This is a genomic window from Methylophaga lonarensis MPL (assembly GCF_000349205.1).
GTDB classification, from domain to species: Bacteria; Pseudomonadota; Gammaproteobacteria; order Nitrosococcales; family Methylophagaceae; genus Methylophaga; species Methylophaga lonarensis.
The window spans coordinates 14,938-41,820 of the sequence record NZ_APHR01000075.1; the positions used below are offsets into that span (position 1 = coordinate 14,938).

The 26,883-nt window shown below is 47.5% G+C and carries 20 protein-coding genes; 13 read left to right on the top strand and 7 right to left on the bottom strand.

The genetic code is table 11. The features are described 5' to 3' along the window. The first annotated feature begins 704 nt into the window (after positions 1-704). The 12 genes from MPL1_RS12005 (at position 705) to MPL1_RS12050 (ending at position 19,211) form a co-directional block, all read left to right on the top strand. On the top strand, positions 705-1,046 hold the full coding sequence (locus MPL1_RS12005; RefSeq protein WP_009727404.1) for a hypothetical protein: 342 nt from the start codon (positions 705-707) through the stop codon (positions 1,044-1,046). Then, positions 1,043-1,276, top strand: a complete 234-nt coding sequence (locus MPL1_RS12010) for a hypothetical protein (RefSeq protein ID WP_009727405.1) — start codon at positions 1,043-1,045, stop codon at positions 1,274-1,276. Before MPL1_RS12005 ends, MPL1_RS12010 begins: the two co-directional genes overlap by 4 nt. Continuing rightward, positions 1,276-2,322 carry an AAA family ATPase gene (locus tag MPL1_RS12015; protein ID WP_009727406.1) on the top strand — a complete coding sequence of 349 codons (1,047 nt, stop codon included), beginning with the start codon at positions 1,276-1,278 and terminating at the stop codon, positions 2,320-2,322. The genes MPL1_RS12010 and MPL1_RS12015 overlap by 1 nt, the downstream gene beginning before the upstream one ends. Positions 2,323-2,673: 351 nt before the next feature. Further along, positions 2,674-2,865 carry a ribbon-helix-helix protein, CopG family gene (locus MPL1_RS12020; protein WP_009727407.1) on the top strand — a complete coding sequence of 64 codons (192 nt, stop codon included), beginning with the start codon at positions 2,674-2,676 and terminating at the stop codon, positions 2,863-2,865. Between the two features lie 2 nt (positions 2,866-2,867). Further along, complete coding sequence (locus MPL1_RS12025; RefSeq protein WP_235045586.1) at positions 2,868-5,198, top strand: anti-phage-associated DUF499 domain-containing protein; 2,331 nt, start codon at positions 2,868-2,870, stop codon at positions 5,196-5,198. Between the two features lie 62 nt (positions 5,199-5,260). After that, positions 5,261-5,992: a chitobiase/beta-hexosaminidase C-terminal domain-containing protein gene (locus MPL1_RS13880; protein WP_200858806.1), complete on the top strand. Its 732-nt coding sequence runs from the start codon at positions 5,261-5,263 to the stop codon at positions 5,990-5,992. 45 nt (positions 5,993-6,037) lie between these two features. Next, complete coding sequence (locus MPL1_RS12030) at positions 6,038-6,658, top strand: anti-phage-associated DUF3780 domain-containing protein (RefSeq protein WP_009727408.1); 621 nt, start codon at positions 6,038-6,040, stop codon at positions 6,656-6,658. Further along, positions 6,659-7,540, top strand: a complete 882-nt coding sequence (locus tag MPL1_RS13885; RefSeq protein WP_200858807.1) for a DUF1156 domain-containing protein — start codon at positions 6,659-6,661, stop codon at positions 7,538-7,540. Continuing rightward, complete coding sequence (locus tag MPL1_RS12035) at positions 7,473-9,686, top strand: anti-phage-associated DUF1156 domain-containing protein (RefSeq protein ID WP_200858808.1); 2,214 nt, start codon at positions 7,473-7,475, stop codon at positions 9,684-9,686. The genes MPL1_RS13885 and MPL1_RS12035 overlap by 68 nt, the downstream gene beginning before the upstream one ends. Positions 9,687-9,776: 90 nt before the next feature. After that, entirely contained in the window at positions 9,777-12,527 is a 2,751-nt protein-coding gene (locus MPL1_RS12040; RefSeq protein ID WP_009727409.1) for a phospholipase D-like domain-containing anti-phage protein, read from the top strand. Then, complete coding sequence (locus MPL1_RS12045) at positions 12,524-13,393, top strand: restriction endonuclease (protein WP_009727410.1); 870 nt, start codon at positions 12,524-12,526, stop codon at positions 13,391-13,393. The genes MPL1_RS12040 and MPL1_RS12045 overlap by 4 nt, the downstream gene beginning before the upstream one ends. 49 nt (positions 13,394-13,442) lie before the next feature. After that, positions 13,443-19,211 carry an ATP-binding protein gene (locus tag MPL1_RS12050; protein WP_009727411.1) on the top strand — a complete coding sequence of 1,923 codons (5,769 nt, stop codon included), beginning with the start codon at positions 13,443-13,445 and terminating at the stop codon, positions 19,209-19,211. Positions 19,212-19,800: 589 nt separating this feature from the next. Here the strand turns inward: MPL1_RS12050 and MPL1_RS12055 are convergent. From MPL1_RS12055 to MPL1_RS12065, 3 genes are all read right to left on the bottom strand, one after another. Beyond that, complete coding sequence (locus tag MPL1_RS12055; RefSeq protein WP_009727412.1) at positions 19,801-20,232, bottom strand: GNAT family N-acetyltransferase; 432 nt, start codon at positions 20,230-20,232, stop codon at positions 19,801-19,803. A 155-nt stretch (positions 20,233-20,387) separates the two neighbouring features. Continuing rightward, the gene (locus MPL1_RS12060; protein ID WP_009727413.1) at positions 20,388-21,641 is read right to left on the bottom strand and encodes an ammonium transporter; all 1,254 of its coding nucleotides are present in this window, start codon (positions 21,639-21,641) and stop codon (positions 20,388-20,390) included. A gap of 11 nt (positions 21,642-21,652) precedes the next feature. Continuing rightward, complete coding sequence (locus tag MPL1_RS12065; protein WP_009727414.1) at positions 21,653-21,991, bottom strand: P-II family nitrogen regulator; 339 nt, start codon at positions 21,989-21,991, stop codon at positions 21,653-21,655. 354 nt (positions 21,992-22,345) lie between these two features. Here MPL1_RS12065 and MPL1_RS12070 point away from each other — a divergent pair, with 354 nt between their 5' ends. Continuing rightward, a complete protein-coding gene (locus tag MPL1_RS12070) occupies positions 22,346-22,978 on the top strand; it encodes a helix-turn-helix domain-containing protein (protein WP_040577157.1) in 633 nt (210 codons plus the stop codon). A 66-nt stretch (positions 22,979-23,044) separates the two neighbouring features. On the opposite strand, the gene MPL1_RS12075 is transcribed toward MPL1_RS12070, so the two are convergent. Genes MPL1_RS12075 through MPL1_RS12090 form a run of 4 tightly spaced genes read right to left on the bottom strand, consistent with a single transcriptional unit; the run spans position 23,045 to position 26,800 of the window. Beyond that, complete coding sequence (locus MPL1_RS12075) at positions 23,045-23,770, bottom strand: succinate dehydrogenase/fumarate reductase iron-sulfur subunit (RefSeq protein WP_009727416.1); 726 nt, start codon at positions 23,768-23,770, stop codon at positions 23,045-23,047. After that, complete coding sequence (locus MPL1_RS12080) at positions 23,767-25,716, bottom strand: fumarate reductase/succinate dehydrogenase flavoprotein subunit (protein ID WP_009727417.1); 1,950 nt, start codon at positions 25,714-25,716, stop codon at positions 23,767-23,769. Before MPL1_RS12080 ends, MPL1_RS12075 begins: the two co-directional genes overlap by 4 nt. Further along, positions 25,713-26,297 (bottom strand): succinate dehydrogenase cytochrome b subunit, encoded by a 585-nt coding sequence (locus tag MPL1_RS12085; RefSeq protein ID WP_009727418.1) that lies wholly within the window; start codon positions 26,295-26,297, stop codon positions 25,713-25,715. The genes MPL1_RS12080 and MPL1_RS12085 overlap by 4 nt, the downstream gene beginning before the upstream one ends. Then, the gene (locus MPL1_RS12090; RefSeq protein ID WP_009727419.1) at positions 26,297-26,800 is read right to left on the bottom strand and encodes a hypothetical protein; all 504 of its coding nucleotides are present in this window, start codon (positions 26,798-26,800) and stop codon (positions 26,297-26,299) included. Before MPL1_RS12090 ends, MPL1_RS12085 begins: the two co-directional genes overlap by 1 nt. Positions 26,801-26,883 lie beyond the last annotated feature (83 nt).

A 26,883-nucleotide genomic window follows, 5' to 3' on the forward strand; every position in this document is an offset into this window, starting at 1 on the left:
GCTTATGAGTCGCATGCCATTCGACGCACTTAACATCTATCTGCCGGTTTGGATATCGCACCACCATCAAACAGCCATCAAGAAACGATAGGCACTTTGGCCCTCGGGTGGATGATCACAATCACTTCACACACCACCGGCGATCCAAGGAGTATTGATCATCATTGTCTATAGTAACCACTATAAACTCAAACGACCTATAATGAACATTATATGTTATATATCAATTAGTTAAGAAATCTTCTCGGCTTGCAATTAAGTTTTGGATGTGTTGTTATCGTCTCCCAAAAAGGAGGTCGAGTGATGCTCAGCGTTACAAAAATTTATAACAGTTGTCCTATCATCTTCAGAAACCGTCAGCGGCAGGGATCTGGGTCGCCATATGTCTATATCGACGTGATGCCCGGTTGGCTCCCATTGGTGTCTGATCTGTGTGCGGAGCTCGAGCAAGTCGCCCATGTCCAGATGGCAAATGGCGTAACACAAGCAGAACTCCCATCAGTACGATCGATAAAAACTAAATTCTGCCAGCTGCGCTGCTCTATCTCCGGCCGAAATATCGATCACTTGATTGCATGCTATTGCGAGAAAGCCAAGCACATTTGTGAGCAATGCAGCAGCGATATCAATACCGGAATCCTGGAATTTAATGAAACCTACCTATTGCTGTGTGAGCGTTGTGTAATGCAATTCAGGAGTCGACTATGACAAGCGATACGGGGGGAATTTACGAAGCACTGATTCCGATTTCAAACTGGAACATTCTCATCGAAACTGACGTGACGGGGAAAACCACTGAGCGCTTGATTGGACTCAACGAATCTGATGGTCTGGGACATATCAGCGAGAAAATTTTTCATTTTGATGAAAAAACGAAAGTTGCGTTAATGGAAACAGGCCCGAGGTATCAAGTAAATGGTGCACCCGGCCTGCCTCACAGCAAAACTATCGTCACCCTTACTAAACGCATAGGCTTTAAGCGGACATTAAAACTTCTTGGAAATGGCCGCGTGGACCATCTGAAATTTAGGTATCCCTTGTCATGATAACGATAGATGATGTCTGCCTTATTGAAGCAACAGCCATCATTGTGATGGCCACCGCGCTATCAATGAGCATTGCTGTGTCAGACAAGCATACTCCCGCTGAGGCAAAACAAGCGTTTCACGATAACGACAGCAGATTGCTGACAGCTTGTGATGGTATCACTGCTGCGGCTTATCTCTATGGCAATGTGTCATGCGGGTTTCTTGATGACTTAGTGATTGAAATCTGATGACCCAAAAATCGCTCAGAGACCGCTTATTTGAAGACGCACCCCAAGAACCAGAAAAATCGCCACATGATCTAAAAGGACCGACGCAGCAGATTTTTAACCCCGTAGATGTCTTCAAGGCGATAGCAGGCGAACAGAATGATAATCGTCTTAAAATCCTCTCTTCATTGCGCAGGCAGTATGAGTTCAGGCAACTCGCATGTTTTCCAGACGATTTTCTACTTAAGCTAAAGATCCTTGAAAAACAGTTCGGCAACTTCCATGAAGTCACTGCCATCTGCAGAAATGCTTTTATTCTTGGTGCTTTAGAACCGCCCAACGTCATAAATCTGCCGCCAATTCTTTTGCTAGGTCCGCCCGGCATTGGCAAAACAAGGTATCTTTCAGAGCTTGCCATGACTCTCGGTACTGCATTTTTCGATCTCGACTTTTCATCGTTGACATCCGGGTTCATCATCAGTGGCGGCTCAAGCAGCTGGCAGGATAGTAAACCAGGATTCATCAGTAACAGCCTGCTCAAGAGCGACTTTGCAAACCCCATTATCTTGCTTGATGAAATTGATAAAGCACAAACAGGAAGTAACTATGACCCGCTCGGGCCCATGTACGGTCTTTTAGAAAAGCATACCGCCAAAAGGTTTGTTGACGAGTTCCTGAATATAAAAATGGATGCGAGCGCTATTATATGGGTCGCTTCAGCCAATTATCCTGAGCGTATTCCTGAACCAATTCGCTCTCGGATGATTGAGATTTTTATAGATACACCCACACCCGAACAATCTTATGAGATTGTAAAAGCCATCTACCGGGAGCTATTAAATACACGAGCCTGGGGGAAACATTTTTCCGTGGAACTTGATCCGAAAGTCATCGTTCAATTATCAAGTTTGCCTGCAAGGCGGGTACGAATTGCCCTAGAAAATGCATTGGCCGTCGCAGCCATAAGGTCTCGAGGAAAAATGCGGCCTATCATCGTCATGCCACAAGACGTTTCACTCCATCGAGACCCAAAAAATAAATTCATCAAAATGGGCTTTTTGGCGTGATAATCATGCCTATAGATAAGCCTAGAGTCAGACCAAATTTGAACATACTGAATAACATAAAATAATAAAATATTATTTTATTTAGTTTGTCGGCACTCTGAGCGAGGACTGAACAGTTGCGTAAGCCGACATTGGGCTCAGTTAAAGCGGATATATTTGACTATATCAAAAGGTCCAATGTTCTCACATATATGGCGATGAGTCCCAAATCGGAATGTACTGTTTTGAACCGGCTTTTAAACCGTCAGTGAAAACGAGTTAGAACCCCTGTACTCCTACCACATTGCGATTGTACCGCAAAGAGCAATACAGTATATTGCAGTACATTTGCAGGCATTCTGGGAGAGTGTAATGGCTACCACCAAAACTGCGACGCTTACCATCCGAGTCGATCCCGGCTTAAAGGAGGCGTTGCGAGCAGCTGCGCAAGCGGAACACCGCTCTATCGCCAACATGATAGAAGTGCTCATCCGCGAGCATTGCGAGAAAAACGGTATAGCCATAGAGCAAGTCCAAGATTCAGATCAACGAGGGGAGCGTTAAGCATGATCAAGACCGTTAAGCAGGCGTGTCGTTTTAATCCTGTCATTCAGGATTACCGAATGAGCCAGGGAATTGAAAACCTGGCTGATCTCATTAACGACGCAGGTGACGGTAAAGAGTTCTTCTCTCGCAACTATGTTACCCACGGCATGGAGCAACTCTTCCGCGAAGGCATGCTTCGCCTATCCGGCAAATCAGACCAGGCTGTGTTTGAGCTCACCCAAGCCATGGGTGGTGGTAAAACCCACATGATGATTGCCCTAGGCTTGCTGGCAAAACATGCCCATCTGCGTCCAGATGTACTGCCTGCAGATTTAACCGAGCGCCTCGACTTTGGCAATGCTCGAATTGCCGCTTTCAACGGCCGTAACAACCCTGACAACTACATCTGGGGTGAAATTGCTACTCAGCTTGGCGAAGCCGAAAAAATCAAACCACACTGGATCAACGGTCCTAAATCCGTTGACCAGCAAAAATGGAAAGAGATTATCGGCGATACTCCCACGCTGATTATGATCGACGAGTTACCACCGTATCTCGATAACGCCAGCACTCAGGTCTATGGCTCTGGCACCTTGGCCAATATGGTGGTGTACAGTCTAAGCACCCTGATGAGTGCAGCACTTGAGCTGCCTAACTGCTGTATCGTCATTGCCAACCTATCTGGCAGCTATGGTGCGCAAACCAAAACGCTAAAAGAAGCCATTTCTAACCTGCAGCAAGAAACCCGCAGGCAGTCGATGACCATTACCCCGGTACAGCTATCAGGTAATGAAATCTATGAAATCCTCAAGAAGCGTCTGATTGATGAACTGCCGGATGAGCAAACCATCAGCGATGTCGCTGAGGAATACGCTCAGCAAATTAAAAAGGCAGAAGACGGCGGATACATCATTGCATCCAGTATTGAGCAAATCGCCGAACAGGTCAGAGAGACCTACCCTTTCCACCCATCGTTCAAGCACTTGGTTGCGCTCTTCAAAGAAAACGAAGGTTTCCGGCAAACACGTGGCTTGATGCAGTTTACCGCTCGCCTGCTGAAAAGCGTCGAGCAACGCCAGACAGATGATGTGTTCCTGGTAGGCACCCAGCATCTGGACCTCAACGACGAACAAGTGAAAGACGAGATTGAACGTATCTCGCCAAAACTGATTCCAGCCGTCACTCGAGATATTGCGGATAAAGGTGACTCCATTGCGGAAAGCATCGATGCCGAACAAAGCAACGATGCCGCCAGCCAATTAATGACACTGCTACTGGCATCGTCACTATCGCGTGCCGTGGGTGGGCGCATTGGTCTATCAGAAAGTGAAGTTATTGAATTCCTGGCTGCGCCTAACCGCAAGGCCGATGAATTCCTGGATGCCCTGCAGAAGCTGCGTGAACAAGCTTGGTACCTACACCGTGAAGACCAGCGTTTCTTTATCAAAGAAACCGAAAACCTGTCGCGCCAGATTGAGCGTAACGCCAAGGAAATTCCCCAGCCGAAAATTGATCAAGCCCTGATTAACCGGCTCAAGGGAATCCTTCAACCTAATCGCCGCAACGTCTATCAGGAAGTGCAGATTCTGCCGCGCATGGACGAACTCAAACTGAGTGGTCCTCGTGTCCTGATCGTGATTAAGCCTGATGGCAAAGTACCACCTAGTGAACTCACTAATTTCTTCGAATTTCAGCAGGAAAAGAACAACCTGCTGGTGCTTACCGGGCAAGACAGCATTATGGCCGATGCCGTAGAGGATCGCCTGCGCGAGCTCTATGCCATCGAGCAGATTGAAAAACGTCTCAAAGCTGGTGACACCTTATTTGAAGAGGCTCGCGACCGACTTGAAGAAGCGGAAGGCCGCTTTACCAAAGCGCTGTCCGCCGCATACAACACCATTCTTTTCCCAGGCATCGATGAGCTCGACGGCTCTGAGCGACTGCTTAAAGTCACCATCGACAATGGGTTGAAAGTGGGCGAAGGCGATCAATCCGCCGAAGTACAAATCGAAAACTTGATGGCTGATCCACGAGCCAACTACAAACTGGCCGCAGACCTGAAAGATGACTTCGGCCAGTACTTCGCGATGGCCGAATCTGAACTGTGGCCTTCCGGTGCAGCTAATCGTCGCACCCCATGGAAAGATGTCGTCAACCGCGCCAAATGTAACCCAGGCTGGCCTTGGATGCCTGGTAGCGGCGGTATGGACACATTAAAAACCGAGGCCTTGAAACAAGGTCGCTGGCGCTTGGGCGAAGACGGATACATTGAAAAAGGCCCATTCCCGAAAGAGAAAACCAGTGTCAACGTCTCGCTGTTGGGCACCAGCCAGATACGGGAGAGTCGCTAATCAGCCTAACACCGCGTAATGCGGGTGAGAGTCCGGTTATCTATTACTCGACCAAACCTGAAGTGCTCGAGACCGACCCGAAGATTGACGATCTGGAAAACTTCAGCACTGCGGAAGGCACCCTGTATTTCAAAGTCGCCGATCCGACCGGCAAATATGAGACCGGTCCTGCCACCCGCTGGGTGGCAGACCTTAAAGTGCGACACCAGATTGAACCTTCCGCCGATAAGCGCAAGGTCACCCTGCAGTGCACACCGAAAGCCGACATGTTCTACACGTTGGATGGTTCAAACCCCAAAGACGGGCAACCCTATACCGCTCCGTTCGAAGTGGGCTCGGAAGCGGCCCGATTGCTGGTTTATGCCAAATCAGGTGAAGCAACCAAAACAGCCGACTTCCAGATCCCGCATAGCGGCGATAAAACAGTCCAGATTGATGACACCAAGCCCGCGCGCCTGAACAGTGGCAAGCGTGTTCCACTGGATACGACGGACAAAGTCTTCACGGTTATTAACCGCTTTAAAGACCAGGCCAACACCCGTTTCAAAGGTGTACGAATTGAGATTGGCGAAGGTGAAAACACTGTGGGTATTCGCTTTGGCGAACGCCAGATCACCGCTGCAATGATCGAGGCCACCGTTAATAGCCTGCGCGATGTACTGAATGAAGCTGATGCCAATGTCTCAATTGCAGTCAGAGACGGCATCGATTTTGAGAACGGCTTTGAAGCCAAAGAGTTCGCCAAATTAGTTGGCATCGAGTTAAAACCGGGCGACATTGCTCAAGACGACTAAGCGCCGCTTTTAGCGGCACGCTTTGAAAAAAAGAGAGGCAAGAATATGGCAAAGGCACCATCAAAGACAACCAAAACAGCGGTGAAGCATGCAACGCTGGGCTTTGGTGTGCCTGCCACCAGCGACCCTCACCATTTTAAAGTGATTATTCCAAAGGCCAACACCGGCAAAGTACAAATCAGCGAGTACCTAGGTCTTCAGGCACAAAGCGACGAGTTCGCGGTGATTGATCGCGTATTGCTCGACCGCCCTCGCTGGACCGCCATTCGCGCAGAGGTACAACGCACCTTTAATGCCCGACTCAAAAACCACGATGTCAAAACCGCCTCCTGGAAAGTGGGCGAAAACGTCGTGGACCGTTTGCTGGGTAAAGAGTTGTGCGTATTGGCTTGGGCTGTGGAAGGCATGGATATGGAAAAAGTACCGGTAGCTGTGCGCAACTGGCTGGCCCTTCGGCCAGAGGAACGCTGGTGGCTGTTTGGTATGACCGCCATGAGCACCGGTGGCATTAACGATGGTGAAAAAGGCTGGCGCCTCGCCTTGCGACATGCGCTGGGTGATGTTGCTCAAAGCGAGCAGCTCAAACCTCGCGAGCGCAAAATTGTACGCAATCAAATACAGGAGCCGGATGTTCCCTATCTGGACCTGTTTGGAGACGAATATTAAATGACAGAACTAACACCATTCGCACTCAAGGATGCGCCCGCACTCATTGAAGCGGTATATCCAGTTCAGAAAGTATCTTTTGAAGCGCAACAGGAGAGAACCTCAGTACAAAGTCAAACACTGACTGGCCTGGGCTCTTATTGGAAAGGTCGAAAGCCTCTTATATTAGTGCGGAGCATCATCTTGGGCTCTTTGCTGCCGCAAACCAATGATACTGAGAAAGATCTTGAAATATTTGAAATGCTTATGGGTTTTGATCCAATAAGTTTGGCAAAGCGAGCTGTTACATTGGGTTCAATCAAACCAACAGATATAATCTCAGCTATTACCATACCCAATCCATGGGATTTTTTTTCTCACAACATAAAAGCTGATGATGATCGCTTTGAAGAGATCAGCATCTTGCAGGCTCCATTCAATAGCAATGAGCTAGGGATAAAAGTTAGGTGGCAGAAAGACGTTGATGATGATGCAAAAGTGCCACTTTTCAAAAAATATTTAGATCAGCTTGAGACATATGAAGAAAAATCCTTATTGTGCAAACGACCGGAAGAGTGTGATCAAAAATGGTTATCGAACCACATCTGGGGAAAAGTTAATTCACATTTTTCTTCGTTTTCTATAAATGCCAATAACATTAATTCACTTGTGGTGCAGCTTGGTATTCTTAGGTTTGGACGAAAGCCGAAAGTCGGAGATGTGTTCTCCGGCGGAGGCTCCATACCCTTCGAGGCAGCCAGGGTTGGTTGTGATGCATTCGCCAGTGATTTAAATCCTGTCGCATGCATGTTGACTTGGGGGACGACAAACATTATTGGAGCGTCGCCTGAAGAGCGAAAAAAAAATAGAAAGTGCTCAACAAAGGCTCGTGGACTCAGTTGAGGAAGAAATTGAGCAGCTTGGAATAGAGAAAGATAGCTTAGGCAATCACGCCAAGGCTTTTTTATGCTGTCTAGAAACCAAGTGTCCAGAAACTGGATGGCTCGTGCCCCTCATCCCTAGCTTGGTTGTATCGAAAAGCCGAAATGTAATCGCTAAGCTTCGTCCAGATTATGAAGCAAAACGATTTGAAGTCGATATAATTTCTGACGTTTCCAATGAAGAATTAAAAGTAGCAGAAAAGGGAACGGTGCAAGACGGCAGCCTCGTTTATGAGCTAGATGGGAAAACGTATAGAACTCCTATAAAGACCCTTCGAGGGGACTATAGAGATGCCGAAGGTGGAACAAAAAACAGACTAAGAAAATGGAAAAAAGATGACTTCAAACCCTTAGTGGATGACATATTCAAGGAAAGGATATATGCCATTCAATGGATTACTAAGGAAACGCTAAATCTCGGCAGGCAAGAGACTTATTTTTCAGCCGTTACCGATGAAGATCTAAGTCGTGAACTGATCGTTGAAGCCATTGTTAAAGAAAATATTTCCAAGTGGCAAGCTAATGGAATTGTGCCCGATCTTGAAATTGAGTCAGGATACAATACAGATCAGCCCAAAAGAGAACGCGGCTGGCAATACTGGCATCAGTTGTTTGCTCCACGGCAATTATTGATAGCAAGTATAGTTAAGGAAAAAATACTCGAACAACCAATCGAAATGCAGGCGGCTCTTTCTCTGTCTCTCGCAAAGATGCTCGATTGGTCAAGCAAATTATGTCGTTACGGTACAGGTGCAGCTAGAGAATCAATCACACAAACATTTTATAATCAAGCCTACAACACAAACTACTCGTATGGTGTCAGATCATTCGTAACAGGTAAAAATTACCTGTTTTTGACTAGTTCAACAGCCACAGTAAAAGGGAGTATGGAGGTCAAAAACAGCGAAGCCGTAAGCATTGATAGCAACTGCGACTTCTGGATTACCGACCCTCCATATGCAGACGCCGTAAACTACGATGAAATGTCCGAGTTTTTTATTGGATGGTTACGCAGAAATCCACCCAAACCATTTGATGAATGGACCTGGGATTCGCGCCGCGCCTTAGCCATCAAGGGCTCTGGTGACGACTTCCGCAAAGGCATGGTCAAGGCCTATAAAGCCATGGCAGACCATATGCCCGACAATGGCATGCAATGCGTAATGTTCACCCACCAGGATACCGGCGTTTGGTCGGACATGATTGGTATTTTCTGGGCATCCGGTTTGCAGGTGGTTGGCGCATGGTACATCGCCACGGAAACCAGTACCGAGCTGAAAAAAGGCGGTTATGTACAAGGTACAGTGATACTAATGTTACGTAAGCGTCCTGCCGGCGAGAACGCGGGCTTTAAGCAGCGACTGCTCCCAGCCGTGCGAGCGGAGGTAAAGCGCCAGATCGAAACCATGATGCACCTGAATGATGAGGTGAAAGACAAGCTGGGCGAACCAGTCTTTAACGACTCTGACCTGCAAATGGCCGGTTATGCAGCAGCTCTCAAGGTTCTAACATCCTATACCCATATTGGCGGTGAGGATGTAACCAGCTTTGCCCTGCGGCCACGCACCAAAGGTGAAGTCACGGTTGTGGATGAGATCGTGCAACAAGCCGCCGAAGCCGCAAACAGTTTGCTGGTGCCTGAAGGTTTAACTGCCGATACCTGGCAAAAGATCAACGGCATTCAGCGCTTCTATTTGCGCATGATGGACATTGAAACCTCCGGCGCCTCTAAGCTCGACAACTACCAGAACTTTGCCAAAGCCTTCCGCGTTGAAGATTACGGCCGGGTAATGGGCAATATGACTGCCAACAAGGCACAACTGAAGCGGATTCCTGAGTTTGCCTCTCGCGACCTAACTGACAGCACTGAAATCGGCTCCACTTGGCTAGGCCACCTGGTTATTGGCTTGCAACAAATACTCAACGAGAAAGAGCCACAGACGGTTATCAGTCAGCTACAAGCAGACTTGCCAGACTTCATGGAGGTCCGGCCAATACTGATCGACATGCTGACCTTTATTGAGAAAAAGGCCCCAGAAAAAGCCACTCGCGATGCTGCTGAGGTGTTAGGCGCGCGCTTGAAGAATATGCGTGCCTTGGGTCAGTGATAAATAGAGCAATGATAGTGGTGCCAATAGAGATAAGAAGCCAATGAAACGATTAGTTGAATAAGAACCAAGGATGGAGATTCCGCAGCAATGAGCATTCGTCGATTTTCATCGCGCACCCATAGGCTCGACAGTAGCTTCTTGCTGGAGCACCTCAAAGGTGCTCGCAGTTATAAGCGTATTGCCGGTTACTTTACTAGCTCGCTGTTTGAAGTCGCCAACGAGCTGATTGAGTCCATCCCCGATGTAAAAATCGTCTGCAATGTGGATATCCATCCCGACGACCTGAAGGTGGCTCAGCTGCGTGAGTCGAAGATGATCGGCCGCTGGAATGAGCGGGATATTGAAGCCGAAAGCTTGCTCAATCGTGACCGCTATCGCCGTCTGGACAGCTTCCTTGCCAAGCATGGCCAGGTCATCCGTGTTGCCCCCGACAGCATTTGCGGTTTTCTGCATGGCAAAGCGGGCGTTATTGAGCTGGCCGACGGCAAAAAAATTGGCTTCATTGGCTCGATGAACGAGACCAGCAGCGGCTGGCAACGTCACTATGAAATCCTGTGGGAAGACGAATCACCGGAAGGCGTACAGTGGATTGAGCAGGAATTCGACTTTTTGTGGAATGCTGCTCGCCCATTACCTGAAGCGGTGATCCGAGAGGTGAAACGCCGTGGCTATCGCAGAGAGGTGCTGTTTGAAGATATTGTCGAAGACGATGATATTGCACCCGCTGCGCTGATTGAGTCCCCACTGTATCGCCAAGGCTTCTCATTGCAGCCCTGGCAACAAGGCTTTGTCAGCGAGTGCGTTCGCCATTATCACAACCACGGTGTTGTGCGTTTACTGATTGCTGATGAGGTTGGCCTTGGTAAAACCCTATCCATGGCCACGGCGGCGCTTTCGCTGTGTTTGCTGAGCGACAGAGAGAACAAGAAGCGTAAGCCCGTCATCATTTTCGCCCCAGCTACCCTCTGCGAGCAGTGGCAAGTAGAAATGATTGATAAGCTGGGCATTCCCTGTGCCCGCTGGCAAACCCAAAAGAAAGCGTGGCTGGACCCTGAAGGACGAATCATTTCTCCCTCAGGGCAAGAGCACATTGCCAAGTGTCCGCTGCGCGTTGGCATCGTATCCACCGGGCTAATGATGCGCGATTCATTAGAAAAGCAGCATCTGCTGGGGTTGCGCTTTGGCGTGGCAATATTGGATGAAGCCCATAAGGCGCGCAGTCGGCAGGGTTTCGGCAAAGACGCCGGCACCCACAATGAATTGCTGGCCTTTATGCGCGAGATTGCTGCGCGATCAGACCATGTCATTCTGGGCACAGCAACACCTATTCAAACCCGCCCCGAAGATTTGTGGGACTTGATTGGTATCCTACATCAGGGCAGTGGCAATTTCGTACTCGGCAACGACTTTGCCAAATGGCACCGTCCACCTGAGGTACTGCCTATTTTATCTGGTGAACAGCGCGTTACCGAGCCGAGCTTCGCTTGGGAACTGCTGCGCTCACCACTGCCCGTCGTCGATTCAACCAATGAACAGTTCGCACGCCGCTTATTTAGCTCTCTTCGTCAGGATCTTGGATTAATTAATCAGAACGACAAGTGGGACATTAAGAACACGCTTTCTGATCTATCAGATGACTCGCTGGAATATCTCGAAGATGAATTGGATAGAAATATTTCGGGTGCCAGTTTTTTTCAGCGGGAAAATCCATTTATCCGTCATGTCGTTTTACGTAAACGTGTAACGCTCGAGGATGCCGGACTTTTACCACGCATAGGCGTCGACTTGCATCCCGACCGGGAGTTGTCGAAGGAAGTCCACCAATTTAACAGCTTGTTCGAGGGTAAAGCGCTGCGAACAAGCGAGGATTTCAGGCAGGCCTACGCCGAAGCGCGGCACTTTGGTAAAGCCCTTGCTCAAAGTGGCAAAGGCAGCGGGTTTATGAAAAACCTGATGGAGCAACGGATTTGCTCAAGTATTGCGGCTGGATTGAACACTGCTCGAATGCTGCTGGAAGGCCGAACTGTTCGTGAGGAAAGTGACGAACAGCTGATAGAGGTTAAAGCCGAAAGCCCAGATGAAATTGCCGTTCTCGAGCGAATGATCTCCCGGCTTGAGCGCATTGAAGAAGACCCAAAGCTCAACGCTGTAATCCATTACCTTGAAAAAGAGAAGTGGCTAAAGTTTGGCGTCATTATTTTTAGCCAGTACTATGACACGGCGAAGTGGGTTGCAGATTCGCTCGCCGAGCGTTATCCAGACCAGGCGGTAGGCCTGTATGCCGGTGCAGGTCGCAGTCGACTGTATCAAAAGGGTGACAACGTCAATATTGAACGGGAAACGCTGAAACGTATGGTGGCTGAGCACCAGCTAGAAATCATGGTGGCCACCGATGCAGCCTGCGAGGGGTTGAACCTTCAGACGCTGGGCACCCTAATCAATATCGACCTGCCATGGAACCCTACTCGTTTAGAGCAGCGTATTGGACGCATCAAGCGCTTTGGTCAGGTACGCGAAAAAGTCGACATGCTAAACCTCGTCAACGAACAAACTGTCGACGAAAAAGTTTACGAAAAGCTGTCCGAGCGGATGCAAGACCGTTACAACCTGTTTGGCTCGCTGCCCGATACCATTCGCGATGAATGGATTGAAGATATCGAAACCATGGGCGAAAAAATGGATGAGTACATCAACGCCCAGAAGCAGGCCAATGGATTTGATCTGCGCTATACCGAGACTATGTCTCCATCCGAGAAAGACTGGCGGGATTGCTCCAACGTACTCTCGCGCCGTGATTTTACTGAACTGATGACATCCGGATGGAGCGAAAGCAAATGAGCGCAGGAAAAATGGTCACTTACGATCAGCTTATGCTGCCGTTAATGAAAGCGCTCGTTAACCTGGGTGGTTCAGGCAGCATCGATGAGATCTATGAGGCCGTGGTCGAGCTTGAGAAGTTTGATGAGGCAACGCTGGCCATTTTGCACAACCCCGAAAAAAGCAGCCAAACAGAAATCGGTTATCGCTTGGCCTGGGCACGCACCTATCTGAAGAAGGCCGGATTTCTTGAGAATTCTTCGCGCGGTGTCTGGGCGCTTACGGATAAAGCGCGGCAAGCGCCAGAAATTGATAGCCGCGAGATCGTGAATTATGTGCGGTCACTGGATAGAAAAACTTCTCAAGAAACGACAGACCCATCCGATCCGGCAGCGTCCGTTGATGAGTCACCCGAAGAGGTGTTGGCCTGGCGAGAGAAATTGCATCACATTCTGATTGAGGAAATGAGCCCTGACGCCTTTGAGCGGCTTACACAAAGGATGCTCAGAGAATCAGGCTTTGTTCATGTCGAAGTAACCGGCCGTACCGGTGATGGTGGCATCGATGGCAAAGGCATCGCCAGAATCAATGGCTTGATGAGTTTCCACATCGCCTTTCAATGCAAAAAATACAAAGGCTCAGTGGGCGCACCGGAGATTCGGAACTTTCGCGGCGCCATTGTCGGACGCGCCGACCGAGGCATGTTCATCACCACAGGAAGCTTCACCAGGGCGGCTATTGAAGAAGCCAACCGTGATGGCGCGGCCCCCATTGATCTTGTCGACGGTGATCAGCTCGCGGACAAATTGAAAGAGTTGGCTTTAGGTGTAAAGACAGAGCTTGTTGAAAAGGTGACTGTTGAACCGGAATGGTTTTTGAGCTTGTAGTGAGTGCTATGGAATTAGGCAATCAAGCAAAGAGGAACAAGTGCGCTCAATGAAGGTAAAAAATGCTGCAATCACCTATACCGCATATGACTATCAAACCCTGCAGGGAGTAAAACTTATTGCGGAGTGGCTTTGCAGTCCAACCAAGTATTCAAGAGTGGCATTTGAGGCAGACGAAGACGCCAATGATACACCTGCGGGCATTGATGATATCGTCGGCGAGCGACCAGATGGCATTAAGGATTTCTGGCAGGTTAAATTTAGCCCGTCACCGCACAAAGATGAAAACCGACTTTCTTGGGATTGGCTGTTAAGTGTCTCAGGTAAGACCAAAAGGTCCCGTTCAATTTTAAGAAAACTATACGACGCTATTGTTTCAGTCCCGACTGAAAATCTAGGTGATGTAGTTTTACTAACAAATAAGCTGCCCGATAAAGACATAGAGGGATGCCTTTCTGGTTCAAAAATCCTATTTGAAAAGATTGATAACATCACAAAGAGCTTGATCGCAAACCAGCTAGGAAGCGACAAAGAGGCTGAATATCTTTTTTCAAGATTAGCAGTTCAACACAGCGACGGTGATTACCACGTTACTAAGCGTTCAGTACAAGCAGGACTTTTACATTTTTCTGATGACGCAGGAGTTGAGAGACTAATTTCGCGATCGCGTGAATGGGCAATGTTCAAAGACAATCCACCTGGCGGTGGGTGGATTCATCTTCACCATATTAGAGAAATCTTGTCGCCCAGGCGCCCTGAGCCGATTCCGGAAATTTTCTTTGTCCCAGATGATTATTGCCTTCCTGATGTTGATTTTCACAGCAGCATGATCGAAAGGATTGGCGCCTCGCGTGGAGAGGTGATCACCTTAACTGGAAAACCTGGGGGCGGGAAAAGCACCTACATTTCTTTTCTATGCCAGGAATTAGAACGCACTGAAATCCCCTTTGTCCGTCACCACTATTTTTTATCTCTGGGGGATTCCACAGCTGATCGCGTAAGCCCAAGGATTGTTGCCGAATCCTTACTTCACCAAATTAGCAGCATCCACAAAGATGCAGGAGCAAACACAAACCAGCCAGAGAACCTTTCTGAAGCGATAAGGACATGCGCAAATTACTACAGCGACAAAGGCAAACCCTTCGTTGTGCTCATAGATGGCCTAGATCATGTTTGGCGGGATAACGCCAAAGATAAAAAACCACTGGATGAAATATTCAAACAACTTCTACCAGTGGTAGATAACTTGGTCATTCTAATTGGGACTCAACCGGTAGATGACAATCTTTTACCAAACATCTTGCTTTCAAACTCACCAAAGCAAAATTGGTACTGGTTACCAGAGATGTCAGGTAATTCCATTTATGAGTTTTTGAAGCTTTGTGTAGAATCCGGACGATTATATCTAAACTGCCACGAAAGCCATCGGAACGAAGAGATCCAAAATGGTGCTAATGCATTACTGCAGATAACAAATGGTTATCCACTTCATGTTATTTACTCAACTGAGTATATTTCGAGTCACGGACTAGCTCTGTCTCAATGGAATATTGAACGGCTACCGCCATGTACAGATGGAAATATAGCAAATTATTACAACGAATTATGGAATTCGCTCAATTACAGACAAAAAGATGTTCTTCATCTTAGCTGCGGCTTTAAATTTGCTTGGCCTAGACAAGCGATCAGCCAGGTAGTAAACGATGAACATGATAAAGCGCCGAGTGTCGATGCTGTTTCGCACTTGCTGTCTGAAACCATCTCTGGTATTAGGCCTTTCCACGAAAGCCTTGTAGTATTTGTTACTAGTCTCGTCGATCATAAAGAGCGTATAAAAGCGTTACTACCAGATGTCTGTGTTTGGCTTCAAGCGGAAGCGCCAACTCACCTCAAAGACCAGTGGCTTTGGTCCTGCCAAGCCATGAGTGGGAACACCATTGAACTGCGACAAGGCATAAAGCGCGACTGGGTTTTGGATAAAGTTGTTTTAGGAATGCCGGTTGATGCGTGCATAAGATTATTGTCAGAAGCGGAAACCTATGCCTTCGACGACTGTAGCTATGCGGAGGCCTATCGGCACAGACATCTGAAAACTAGACTAATCAACGGGCCTGAATTCCAAACTTGGGATTCAACTTTGCTCGAAACCTTATCAATAGTTGGTGCTGACGCTCATGCAATTAACGAGATTTTATCCAGAGAAAATGAATATAGCCCCTTAAAACTATCAATACTTTCAATAGTGATGTGGTTTCGCGGTGAAATTAATAGAGCTGCCGAATTATCCAGAAAGGCAATTGATCGTTACAGAGCTAAAACAAAATTATTAGCCTCACGCAATTCACAAAATGAAGAAGTCGAAGCCATCACCATAGTCAAAGCAGGCACACTAACCGATAGCCTTAACTATGACGCAATATTTGACAATGGAAACTTTGATAATTGGCCAGACGGTTATATCGCCAGCTTAAGATCTGCATGCCTTATCAAAAAGGATATCAATCTTCTGATTCGCGCTTGGAAATGTCTACCTGTCGGTTCGCCACACATTGAAAAAATTGAGCTGGATGCTATTAGGTTGAGTATCTTAGAAGATGCTGATATCTGCTGCTGGCCGGAGTTCAAAAGCTTTTCTTCTCATGGGGTCAGCGGATTCTTTCGGGCATATTCAAAAATAACACCGAGCGATATCCAGGCAGAGACTCTTGATGATGAAAATCAGTCAGCTTATAGAGTCACAACTTCACAGAGTTATCACACTTGGTTTTTCTCCTCTTTGCAGCTCAGAATTGTCGCTGAGGGAGATTTTAGCTGGCTTCCGGTACGAGCAGAATCCGAAAGGGTGGACGTTTCGGATCACTATGATCTTCTAAACATGCTGGCCGATATTATTGTGGTCGAGATTCTGGCCGGAAGCGTATTAACCTTTGACCTGGTTTGCTCGCTGTTTCCTGACAATTCAAATATCGAAGACGCTCACTGGGAAAAGCGCCGAGCAGACATTTCTTTTAAGAGAGAATGGATCGAAATTGCCGCAGATTGCCACTTGTTAACGACCAGGAGAAAAATATCGTCTGACGAGTTCGATAATGTTTTGAATTTTGGCATTTTTCGATCCAGCTGGCTCAGGCTCTGGTACAAGGAGCTAAAGCTTGAACTGTTATCTGATGGTGCGGCAAAACAGTTGATTGACCAAGAAATATTGCGCCTAGAAAGCGAGCTTGAGGAAACGATCGAAAAATCAAATGGGTACCTAGAGCTTGCAGAAATTGCTTTTCAGCACGATATTCAAGAGCATTTCAAGAAATGCTTGAGGACCACATGGGATTTTGTTCTCGGATATGGACACCACAAAGATCCAACTATATTTGATGTTCTTAATGCAATTGAGTATCTGTCAAAAAGTGACCCAAAATCTTCACTGCAAATGTTGGAAAGAATTTCACCTATCGTGTTTAACATTTCCAAATTTACAGATGGGGATGAAACTAGGCATTCAAAACACTCGATATCATCATTAGTGGCAAAGCTGAATCCTCAAACTGCCGCTTCAATATATGACCAAGAGCTTCGCGATGGAGAATGGTACTATGCAGAAGAGACCATTCAAAGACTGATTGAACAATCCGATTTATCAGCACTAATTACTAAGCAGCTATTTTTAACCGGACTGCCTACTTCATGCCACGAAACTATCAGAAAGAAACGCGATCTTGGAGATGCTAACGCAACAGATATCGCGTCAAACATTAAAAACCATCTAGGCATCGACGTTCTCGATCAACATGACGAAAATACAAAAAAGCCAGACGAATTTGATGAAAAAATCACGTTGAACCCGGCCGACTACCCTCCTGAATCCTTCGAGCAATTAGCAGATGACTTAAGAGGAAAAATAAGCACTGGGAAATTTTGGAAGCGTTGGTACCAATTTTGGCTAGATCAAGACAAGGAATCTGATCTCATTCAACATTTGATGCCGCACGTTCTATCATTCACTGAGCGTTACGATGACAAGCGATATCTTTTGGATTTGCTATTTCGAAGCCAGAGAAATATATCTGGAAAATCTAAGGCATTTGATTTATTGGCTTTGGCGCACAGCGCGATGAATGGTTGGTCCAACTGGTTTGAAAGTTCTGAGAAAAGTATTGAAAGGCTTGGAATAGTTGCAACTCAATACGCCAACAAAATTGACGAATTTATTAGACTAACAAGTGCACAACCTGACACCTGGAAGGACAAATTTGGCAGCCTAATCATACCCAATGACAAGCTCGTATTTTTGCTTTCACAAGCCGGAAGGATAGATGAGGCGATACAACTAACCATCGCCATGGTAGAAGAATTGGAGGACAGTGTCCGCAATCTTAATTTGCCCAAGCCTGATTGGGATTGGGAAACTTCGGACAGCCTTGATGAAGCCTTGAGCAAGCTTCTAATTTCAAGGCTTAAATGCCCTATCCCGTCAATTAAACTGTGGACTATCGAACAGATTTCGCTTCTGTTGAGCAGCCAGAAAACAAAAATTGAGTCTCTGTTAGTACAGGATTTGGCTAGCCGAAAGCAAGAATCTGAATGCGTAGAGGTGCTTTGCGTTTTTTATGTCGCGCAATCAAAAGGATATAAATGCCATCAAGATCTTGGTCGACATATCAAGGCAAGATCAACGCTGTCTGATTTGCTTATTAAAAGCTTAATTCCAGGCTCAAGTGATTTCGGTGAATATGCTTATCCATTTACTCCACATATTTGTCTCGGGCCTGATAACCATAGGTTCAGCTACTTTCAAGGCAACCACGTTCCGCGTCTATATTTTTCGTGGTTACAGAAAGAAGAGCGCCGAACAGGGATACCTTTCACAAAGTATTATGAGTTAGAGTGGTGTAATACTTTCGAGTATTTGTCACCGGCTGAAACCCAGATTGATTTTTTTCTTGGCAGTGACCGTCAACGCTCTACTGGCCAGTTCTACACGCAAGCTAGCCATCGGGGGCGATCTGCTTACCTACGAACTATCGAGATAGCAAAGCAATTCTATGGCATGCCAGACACCTATGCTGAGCACCTCTCTATACTTGCTCTGCCAATTGAACCTGCATACACGGGGATAAAACCTTATAAGCCCTCTTGGCTGCCGAAATGGGACAGTAATTGGAATACAGACGAGAATGGCATAGCTCAGTTTGTTAAGCTTGCTATAGGAAATTTCGATTCAATTAACGGCTCGCAATGCTTATTAGCTTTTTCACTACCAATCAAAATTGACGAAAACACGTGGATTGATGTGGCGGTCGCAAAAGCTTCTGTGACCGAACAATCCGCAGAGGGATTCGAATTAGAAGAACGCTCTGGATGTATTTCTATAGGAAATCTACTTGATCCAGAACTCGCCTACGAGTTTCAAGATGACGATCAAATTCCGGCTGGAGTAATGGCCGTTACACCATACCCATTCAACAGATATGGGCATTGGCATTCTGATATGGAGACACGCTGTCTATACGTTCCAAAGAGTAATTTAAAAGACAAAAGAATTGTTGGCAAAACTGTTGATGGTGCTTTCTGTTATTACCTGGATGGAACAAATATAGGATTTTCCCAATTTTGGCACTCTGGATGGCAACCAATCCATCCTAAAGGTATTCGATCTCTGTGTGGCTCTTCGACAGTGATTTACAACGAAAGACTTGTTGACTGGTACAGCGCAAACGATTCATCGGCTAGCTTTTCATATGTATGTAAAGCCAAGGTTCTTTCATCGACAGATAGTTATCGTGACTTCAATGAGCATGAACTTAACTTCGTGATCACATAAACTGTCCGCAAGGAACTTGAGGGGCTCCCAGTTTTAGTACCACCATCTAGGTGACTGGGCACATTTCAAAAGCCACATCCTCGAAAGTCAGGTTTCTTTCCTTCTGGAGAAGTCTATTCTTCTCCACATTCCATGTAAAAGGTTTCATGAGCAATATATCATTACAATGTGTGCCTAATGCACTCAACGTTAAAGCGAGGTCATTGTCGTTATTTCATCATTGAAAATTAACGCTGAGATGGATCATCATTAAATTGATTGACTGACTAACTGGTACATTGAGTGGTACATAAACTGGTACAAAGTGCTTGCATTTGACAAAAATGGCGGTAGAATCCGAATGCTGATGTCATCGTTACACTGTTGTTTTCATTATATTATTTGCTGATTTTGTCAAGAGCATAAATTGGTACCGAGTGGGTTCGATTCCCACCCTCGGTACCATCTTATAAAGTGTCGATTTATCAGCAGATGCTAAATCGAGACAGCAGATTGGCGGTTATCTACCGCCAAATACTGCGAACTTCCAGATACAAATATCACGCCTCCATATTGCAATCACTCTCTAGCTGACGCTGAGCATTCAGTATCATCCAAGCATCGTCGGATTATCCAAAGCACTTCCCTGTTCCAGCACCCAGCAGCGCGGATTATGGCTGTAGCCAAGATGCTGGTAGTAATGATTGGCGGCTGGAGCCGCGATAAGAATCAGCCGGCATCTTGGTCCCAGTTGTTGTTGGGTGATGCGCTGCAATTGCTTACCAATGCCGAGGTTTTGATGCGATTTGCACACCGCAAGGTCTGACAGATAGCAGGCATAATGAAAATCCGTCATCGATCTGGCAACGCCGACAAGAACATCTTGTTTCCAGGCTGTGACCATCAAATTGCTATTTGCGACCATTCCCTCAATACAGGCACGGTCATGAATCGGTCTGCGCTCAGCCAGTGTTGATCTAACCAACAAGTCGATAAATTGATCGGCCGTCAGCGGCTGGTTCACTTTGTATTCAATATCCATCAGTTCTCCTGCTCCAGCCAGATCCATTCATCGGTATTTTTACACTCATATTTCGGCTTATTACAGCAACCATTACTGCTTGTTCTTCTGTTCTGATGAGTCATCAAAAAAGCGCCGGCACAAGGCCGGCGCTTTTGACTAACAATGCCAATGATTTATTTATCAGAGGTAAATTCAGGATAAGCAGACATTCCACACTCGCTGATATCCATACCTTCCATTTCTTCCTCTTCATCGACGCGCAATCTGACGATTTTATTGATAATCGACAAGACGATGAATGAAGCAATAAACATCCAGGCAAAGGTCACCACGGTGCCGATAAACTGGCCAGCAAACGTGGCATCCGGGTTACTGAGCAGTACGGCAAAAATGCCCCAGATACCCGCTGTACCATGAACCGAGATGGCACCAACTGGATCGTCGAGGCGCATTCTGTCCATCAGCACTACCGAGAACACCAGGACCACACCACCCACTGCACCAATGATGAGTGCAAGTCCAGGACTTGGCAGCAAAGGTTCAGCAGTAATGGACACCAAACCTGCTAGTGCACCACTGATAGTCATGGTCAGGTCTGTTTTACCAAACAGGAAACGAGCCAGTAATGATGCAGCCACCATACCCGCGGCTGCAGCCATGTTGGTGTTAACAAAGATCTTTGCAACCGCATTGGCTTCTTCAATGTTGGCAATTTTCAACTCCGAGCCGCCGTTGAAACCAAACCAGCCAAACCAGAGTATGAACATACCCAGTGTTGCCAACGGCAAGTTGGCACCTGGAATCGCATGCACTTCACCGTTTTTGCCATATTTGCCTTTACGTGGGCCGATAATAATTACGGCTGCCAATGCAGCAGCTGCACCCGCCATATGCACCACAACGGAACCGGCAAAATCCTGGAAGCCCAGTTGATCAAGGAAACCACCACCCCATTTCCAGTAACCTTCAACGGGATAGATAAAGCCAACCATGAACACTGCAAACACCAGGAACGGCCATAAACGCATGCGTTCCGCTACCGCACCAGAAACGATCGACATTGTGGCTGCCGCAAACACTGCCTGGAAGATAAAATCAGCCATGGCCGAGTAGTAAGGCGCATCTTCGCCGCCTGCCAGCACAGATTCGGTGCTGTTATCTTCACCGAGGAAGAAATCAAGGCCCGGAATCCATGAGTTGACCGGATCTGCCGGGTACATGATGTTGTAACCAACCACAAAATAAACCAGACAGGCGATACTGTATAACAGCACATTTTTGTTGAGTATTTCGACTGTGTTCTTGCTGCGAACCAGACCGGATTCCAACATGGCAAATCCCGCTGCCATTAACATCACTATCGCCGTGCACATCAGAAAATAGAATGTGTCGAGCGCATAACTCACTTCAATTGCTAGCGTATCCATTGCGCCCTCCTTTAAATGGCTGCATCGCCGGACTCACTCGTTCTGATTCGAACGACTGATTCCAGTGTGGAAACAAAAATTTTGCCGTCACCAATCTTGCCGGTGTTGGCACTAGCAGTAATGGCATCAATAGTTTTGGAGGCATCATCTTCGCTGACGACAACTTCAAGCTTTAACTTGGGTTGGAAACTGACTGTATATTCCGCACCTCGATAGATCTCACTGTGGCCTTTTTGTCGGCCATAACCCTTGACTTCCGTCACCGTCAAACCGGAAATACTTAAATCAGAAAGGGCTGTTCGTACCAGCTCGAGCGCATGCGGACGAATAATCGCCGTTATCATCTTCATTTCTCGCTCCTGTTAATCAGAATGAAAATATTTTTACCCCGACGAAACAAATGAAATATTTATGCCAAAAAAGTTACTCCAATAGAAACAACAACTTGATATAACAATCAGCTCTATAAAGGCGCTAAACCGTCTGATTTCTGCACCCGTTCGGTTCGCTCGCACCTGAATGGTTCAATAAGACAGCTTCAACACTTTGTACTTGGTTTAGCTGTTTATCAGTCAGCCTGATTGTGCTGATTTGTTCTGGTCGAGTCAGTGTCAGAACCCCAGACTCATCACATGACGAATCATCAGCCTTTGCCTGCGTGTCTGCTGTATGATCAAAATCGTCACGACAATGAGGGAAACGGGGTGAAAGAAAATAGTGAGTCGGTGTTTATTGAGTCCGCACCAAAATCTCTGGAAAAACATCTTGGCAATACCCTTCGGCATATTCGCCTGGAGAACGGGCTGACCATTGCGGAAGTCGCCGAGCGGGCTTCGATCAGCCGTGGCATGTTAAGCAAAATTGAAAATGGCCTGACCTCTCCCAGTCTCGAAAAACTGGAACAACTTGCCAATGCCCTGGGTGTCACCCTGTCCAAACTGTTTCATGATTACGACACGCCAAAGGGTGGCGCACAGTACGTGAAAAGTGGCGAAGGCATGGAAGTGGTCAGAAGAGGTACCAAGTGTGGTCACACATACCACTTACTGGCTTACGATCAAGGTCCGCAAAAACTGTTTGAACCGTTTCTGATCTCATTGGAAGAACAAGGTGAAATCTTTGCCCCGTTTGAACATCATGGGACAGAATTCATCTATATGTTGGAAGGACAACTCGAATACACCGTGGGCGATGAGTTGTATGTGCTTGAACCCGGTGATTCACTGACCTTCAATGCCGAGCAACCGCACCGACCAGAAAACATCCGACAAATGCCGGTTCGTTACCTGGCAATTATTTTCTACAACAGTCTGGATAATCAGGCAGAGTCAGACTAAACCTCGCCAACCGCAAATGTATTTTGCTGTTAACCCGAATACACGTGACCTTGCACTGAGCCGGGCTCAGGAACGATACAACAGCCGATTCATTTCGCTGATGGCACTGATTTTGATTTGTTTAGGGCAGACTCGCTCACATTGCCGATAATTACTGCAACTGCCAAAACCCTCCTGCTCCATTCTGGCCAGCATTTTTTCGGGTCGTTTTGGATCAATTTGCCCTTGAGGCAAACGGGCAAGATGCGACACTTTTGCCGCTACAAACAAGGTGGCAGAGGCATTAGGACATACCGCAACACAAGCACCGCAACCGATACAGGTAGCGGCATCAAATGCTGCATCTGCATCAACTTTGGCAACAGGCAGACTGTTGGCCTCTGGTGCTGAACCGGTGCGAATCGGTATAAAGCCACCCGCCTGAATAATCCTGTCCATGGCACTACGATCAACGATCAAATCCTTGATCACCGGAAAAGCAGCGGCTCGCCATGGCTCAATCCATAGTTCAGCGTCATCAATATAGTCACGCATATACTGCTGGCAGGTCGTGGTGGCTGTATGCTTGCCGTGCGGCGTGCCATTAATCACCAGTGAACAACTGCCACAGATCCCTTCTCGACAATCATAATCAAAGGCAAAGGGTTCATCGCCTTGTGTAATTAGTCGCTCGTTTAATCCGTCGAGCATTTCCAGAAATGAAGATTCCGGGTCGACTTCAACACTGTGCGTTTCAAAAGCTCCCGAGTGCTCGGCCTGCTGCTGACGCCAGATATGCAGTTTCAGTCTCATCGGTAACTTCTCACTCCGGGGCTGACAAATTCAAATAGCAAGGGCTCCTGAAGCAGCCGTGGCTCACTGACATCTCCGCTATATTGCCAGGCAGAGACACTGGCAAACTGCATGTCATCTCGCTGTACTTCGCCACCATCCGTCAGGTGCTCTACCCGAGCGTGACAGCCACAGGATTCTTCCCGTTGCAGTGCATCCAGGCACATCAACTCGCCGAGTTCAAGAAAATCGGCAACTCTGGCAGCTCGCTCCAGTGTCTGATTCAGTGTGTCACTGCTGCCGGTGACTTTGACATGCTGCCAAAAACGTTCACGTAATTGCTGAATCTCGGTGATCGCAGATTTAAGCTGAGAGGCTTCTCGGGCCATACCACAGGCATGCCAGAGAATTTCGCCCAGTTCACGATGAAAGACATCTGGTGCAGTCTCAGGGCTTGGTGCATTCATCAGACGATCAAGACGTAAACGAACCGTTTCGATTGCGTTTCGGGCCTCCGCAGCAAAATCCTGCGGTCTGATTGGATGTTGTTTGGCAAGATAATCCGACACCGTAGCTGGCAAGATGAAGTAACCATCAGCCAATCCTTGCATCAAGGCACTGGCGCCCAGCCGATTGGCACCATGATCGGAAAAATTCGCCTCGCCGCCTGCAAAAAGCCCATCCACCGTAGTCATCAGATTGTAGTCAACCCACAAGCCCCCCATGGTGTAATGCACGGCTGGATAGATACGCATCGGCGTCTGGCGAGGGTCTTCGGCGGTAATGCGCTCGTACATATCGAACAGATTGCCGTATTTTTCGTTAATGACATCCAGACCTTGCTGAGCAATGGCATCGGCAAAATCCAGATAAACACCGCGACGCTGCCCGGCGATTTCAACGCCCACGCCGCGGCCTGCATCACAAATATGCTTAACAGCCCGCGATGCAATATCACGGGGTACCAGATTGCCAAACGCGGGATACAAACGTTCCAGAAAATAATCCCGCTGCTGCTCTGCAATTGTTGCCGGTGCCTTGTCGCAATCGGCTATATCTTTTGGTGCCCAGATACGGCCATCATTTCGCAAAGATTCGCTCATCAAGGTCAGTTTGGACTGAAGCTCTCCATGCTGGGGAATGCAGGTCGGATGAATCTGGGTAAAACATGGGTTGGCAAACAAGGCTCCATGTTTGTGAGCTCGCCAGATAGCTGAGGTGTTACAGCCTTTGGCATTGGTGGACAAATAAAAGGCATTGCCATAGCCACCGGTGCACAAGACCACACAATCAGCCAGATGTGCCTGTAACTCACCGGTCACCAGGTTACGGCTGACGATGCCCTTGGCTTGGCCGTTGAGCATGATCAAATCCTGCATCTCACAGCGAGAGTGCTGAGTAATTCTGCCAGCCGCAATTTGTCGGCTCATCGCCTGATAGGCACCGAGTAGAAGTTGTTGCCCGGTTTGCCCCCTGGCATAAAATGTTCTGGAAACCTGCGCACCGCCAAAAGAACGGTTCGCCAGATAGCCACTGTATTCACGAGCAAAAGGCACGCCCTGGGCCACCGCTTGGTCGATAATCGAAGTGCTTAACTCGGCCAGCCGGAAAACATTGGATTCCCGGGCTCGAAAATCACCGCCCTTGATCATGTCGTAAAACAAGCGCCAGACACTATCGCCATCGTTGTGATAATTCTTGGCAGCGTTGATTCCACCCTGTGCGGCAATGCTGTGGGCGCGGCGAGGACTATCCTGAAAACAGAAACTTTCGACCTGATACCCCATCTCGGCCAGTGACGCTGCAGCCGATGCACCCGCAAGTCCGGTGCCAACGACGATCACTTTGTAATGTTTACGGTTGGCTGGACTGACTACCTGTAAATGATACTTGTGCTGAGTCCAGCGCTGGTCAAGCGGGCCTTTGGGGCAATGTGCATCAAAATCAAAAGGTAATGATTCCATCATCGTCCCAACCACGCCATTACCGGTACCACTGCAAAGCCCATCACCAACAGCACAACCAGAGACAATGCCAGCGGATAGCAGGTTTTACTTGTGACTCCCAAAGTCTGCAAGACATTATTGAGCGAATGCTGCAAATGCATGCCCAGCAAAAACAGACCTGCCAGGTAGATCATCACCATCCAATGTGAGGCGAACAGCGCCATGGTTTCCTGGTACACATTGTCTGGATCAAACTGCAAGGTCTGCACAATATGCAGCACAATAAACAGCCCAATCAGCACAATGCTCATAGTCACCAAGGCCTTGGGTGGCTCGAGATGATCCCGTTTGAAGTAGCCTATGGGTCGGACTTTGGCATTGTGCCTGCGAATGGCAATCGCGCCCCAGATGTGAACCAGTAAAGCCAATATCACCAGCATCAGCAGCGGCCAGCGAATGAAGGGCATATTGATGAACTGATAAAAAGCATCAAAGCTTGCTGGCTTTATAAACAACAAATTAGTGAGCATATGCAGTACAAGATAGCCAGTCAGAATCAAACCAGCCAGCGCCATCAGTCGTTTACGGTATTGCAGCAGCATCAGCTCTCCCGATCCAGCAAAACATCTCCCGAATCAGACACCGGCTTGAGCTTTTCACGTTGTATGGTTCTGATACAGCTATTCCAGCGTAAAGTGGCTTCATCGTTATGCTCCGGGCGAATCGCTTCTGCTTGTTGATAGCACTGAAGTGCCTTGATGAAGAAGTCGTAGGCAAAAGCACGCGACATTGGCTGTGTCATCATAAAGCGGGCTCGTCGCTCGTGAAACAGGCCGGTGAAATAGATCTGATCATAATCACTTTTGAGTCGAGCAATGGCCAGCTCCAACTCCTGAAAAGGTGACTGGGAGCCACTGATGCTGATTTGATCGGTCAGCGCCAGAATATAGATACGCAGTGCAGACTGATTTTCCGGTTCGATGTGCAGTACATCGAGGCAGATACTTTCTGCGATTTCAGGTTCCAATAACGAACGATATTGACGCGCCTTATCAAGCGCCAGCTCAATCGAGTCAGCATGAATATCGTGTAAGCTCAGATCCATTGGTAGCCTCATCTGGCGGGGGGAAAGCTGCGGCGTTACAGCTACAGTCAATCTAAAGCAAAGACCGGGGCTTTTCAATCTGG

Coding starts and splice junctions, on each gene's coding strand:
- MPL1_RS12005 (WP_009727404.1), top strand. CDS start 705: ATGACAAGCGATACGGGGGGAATTTACGAAGCACTGATTCCGATTTCA.
- MPL1_RS12010 (WP_009727405.1), top strand. CDS start 1,043: ATGATAACGATAGATGATGTCTGCCTTATTGAAGCAACAGCCATCATT.
- MPL1_RS12015 (WP_009727406.1), top strand. CDS start 1,276: ATGACCCAAAAATCGCTCAGAGACCGCTTATTTGAAGACGCACCCCAA.
- MPL1_RS12020 (WP_009727407.1), top strand. CDS start 2,674: ATGGCTACCACCAAAACTGCGACGCTTACCATCCGAGTCGATCCCGGC.
- MPL1_RS12025 (WP_235045586.1), top strand. CDS start 2,868: ATGATCAAGACCGTTAAGCAGGCGTGTCGTTTTAATCCTGTCATTCAG.
- MPL1_RS12030 (WP_009727408.1), top strand. CDS start 6,038: ATGGCAAAGGCACCATCAAAGACAACCAAAACAGCGGTGAAGCATGCA.
- MPL1_RS13885 (WP_200858807.1), top strand. CDS start 6,659: ATGACAGAACTAACACCATTCGCACTCAAGGATGCGCCCGCACTCATT.
- MPL1_RS12040 (WP_009727409.1), top strand. CDS start 9,777: ATGAGCATTCGTCGATTTTCATCGCGCACCCATAGGCTCGACAGTAGC.
- MPL1_RS12045 (WP_009727410.1), top strand. CDS start 12,524: ATGAGCGCAGGAAAAATGGTCACTTACGATCAGCTTATGCTGCCGTTA.
- MPL1_RS12050 (WP_009727411.1), top strand. CDS start 13,443: ATGAAGGTAAAAAATGCTGCAATCACCTATACCGCATATGACTATCAA.
- MPL1_RS12055 (WP_009727412.1), bottom strand. CDS start 20,232: ATGGATATTGAATACAAAGTGAACCAGCCGCTGACGGCCGATCAATTT.
- MPL1_RS12060 (WP_009727413.1), bottom strand. CDS start 21,641: ATGGATACGCTAGCAATTGAAGTGAGTTATGCGCTCGACACATTCTAT.
- MPL1_RS12065 (WP_009727414.1), bottom strand. CDS start 21,991: ATGAAGATGATAACGGCGATTATTCGTCCGCATGCGCTCGAGCTGGTA.
- MPL1_RS12075 (WP_009727416.1), bottom strand. CDS start 23,770: ATGAGACTGAAACTGCATATCTGGCGTCAGCAGCAGGCCGAGCACTCG.
- MPL1_RS12080 (WP_009727417.1), bottom strand. CDS start 25,716: ATGATGGAATCATTACCTTTTGATTTTGATGCACATTGCCCCAAAGGC.
- MPL1_RS12085 (WP_009727418.1), bottom strand. CDS start 26,297: ATGCTGCTGCAATACCGTAAACGACTGATGGCGCTGGCTGGTTTGATT.
- MPL1_RS12090 (WP_009727419.1), bottom strand. CDS start 26,800: ATGGATCTGAGCTTACACGATATTCATGCTGACTCGATTGAGCTGGCG.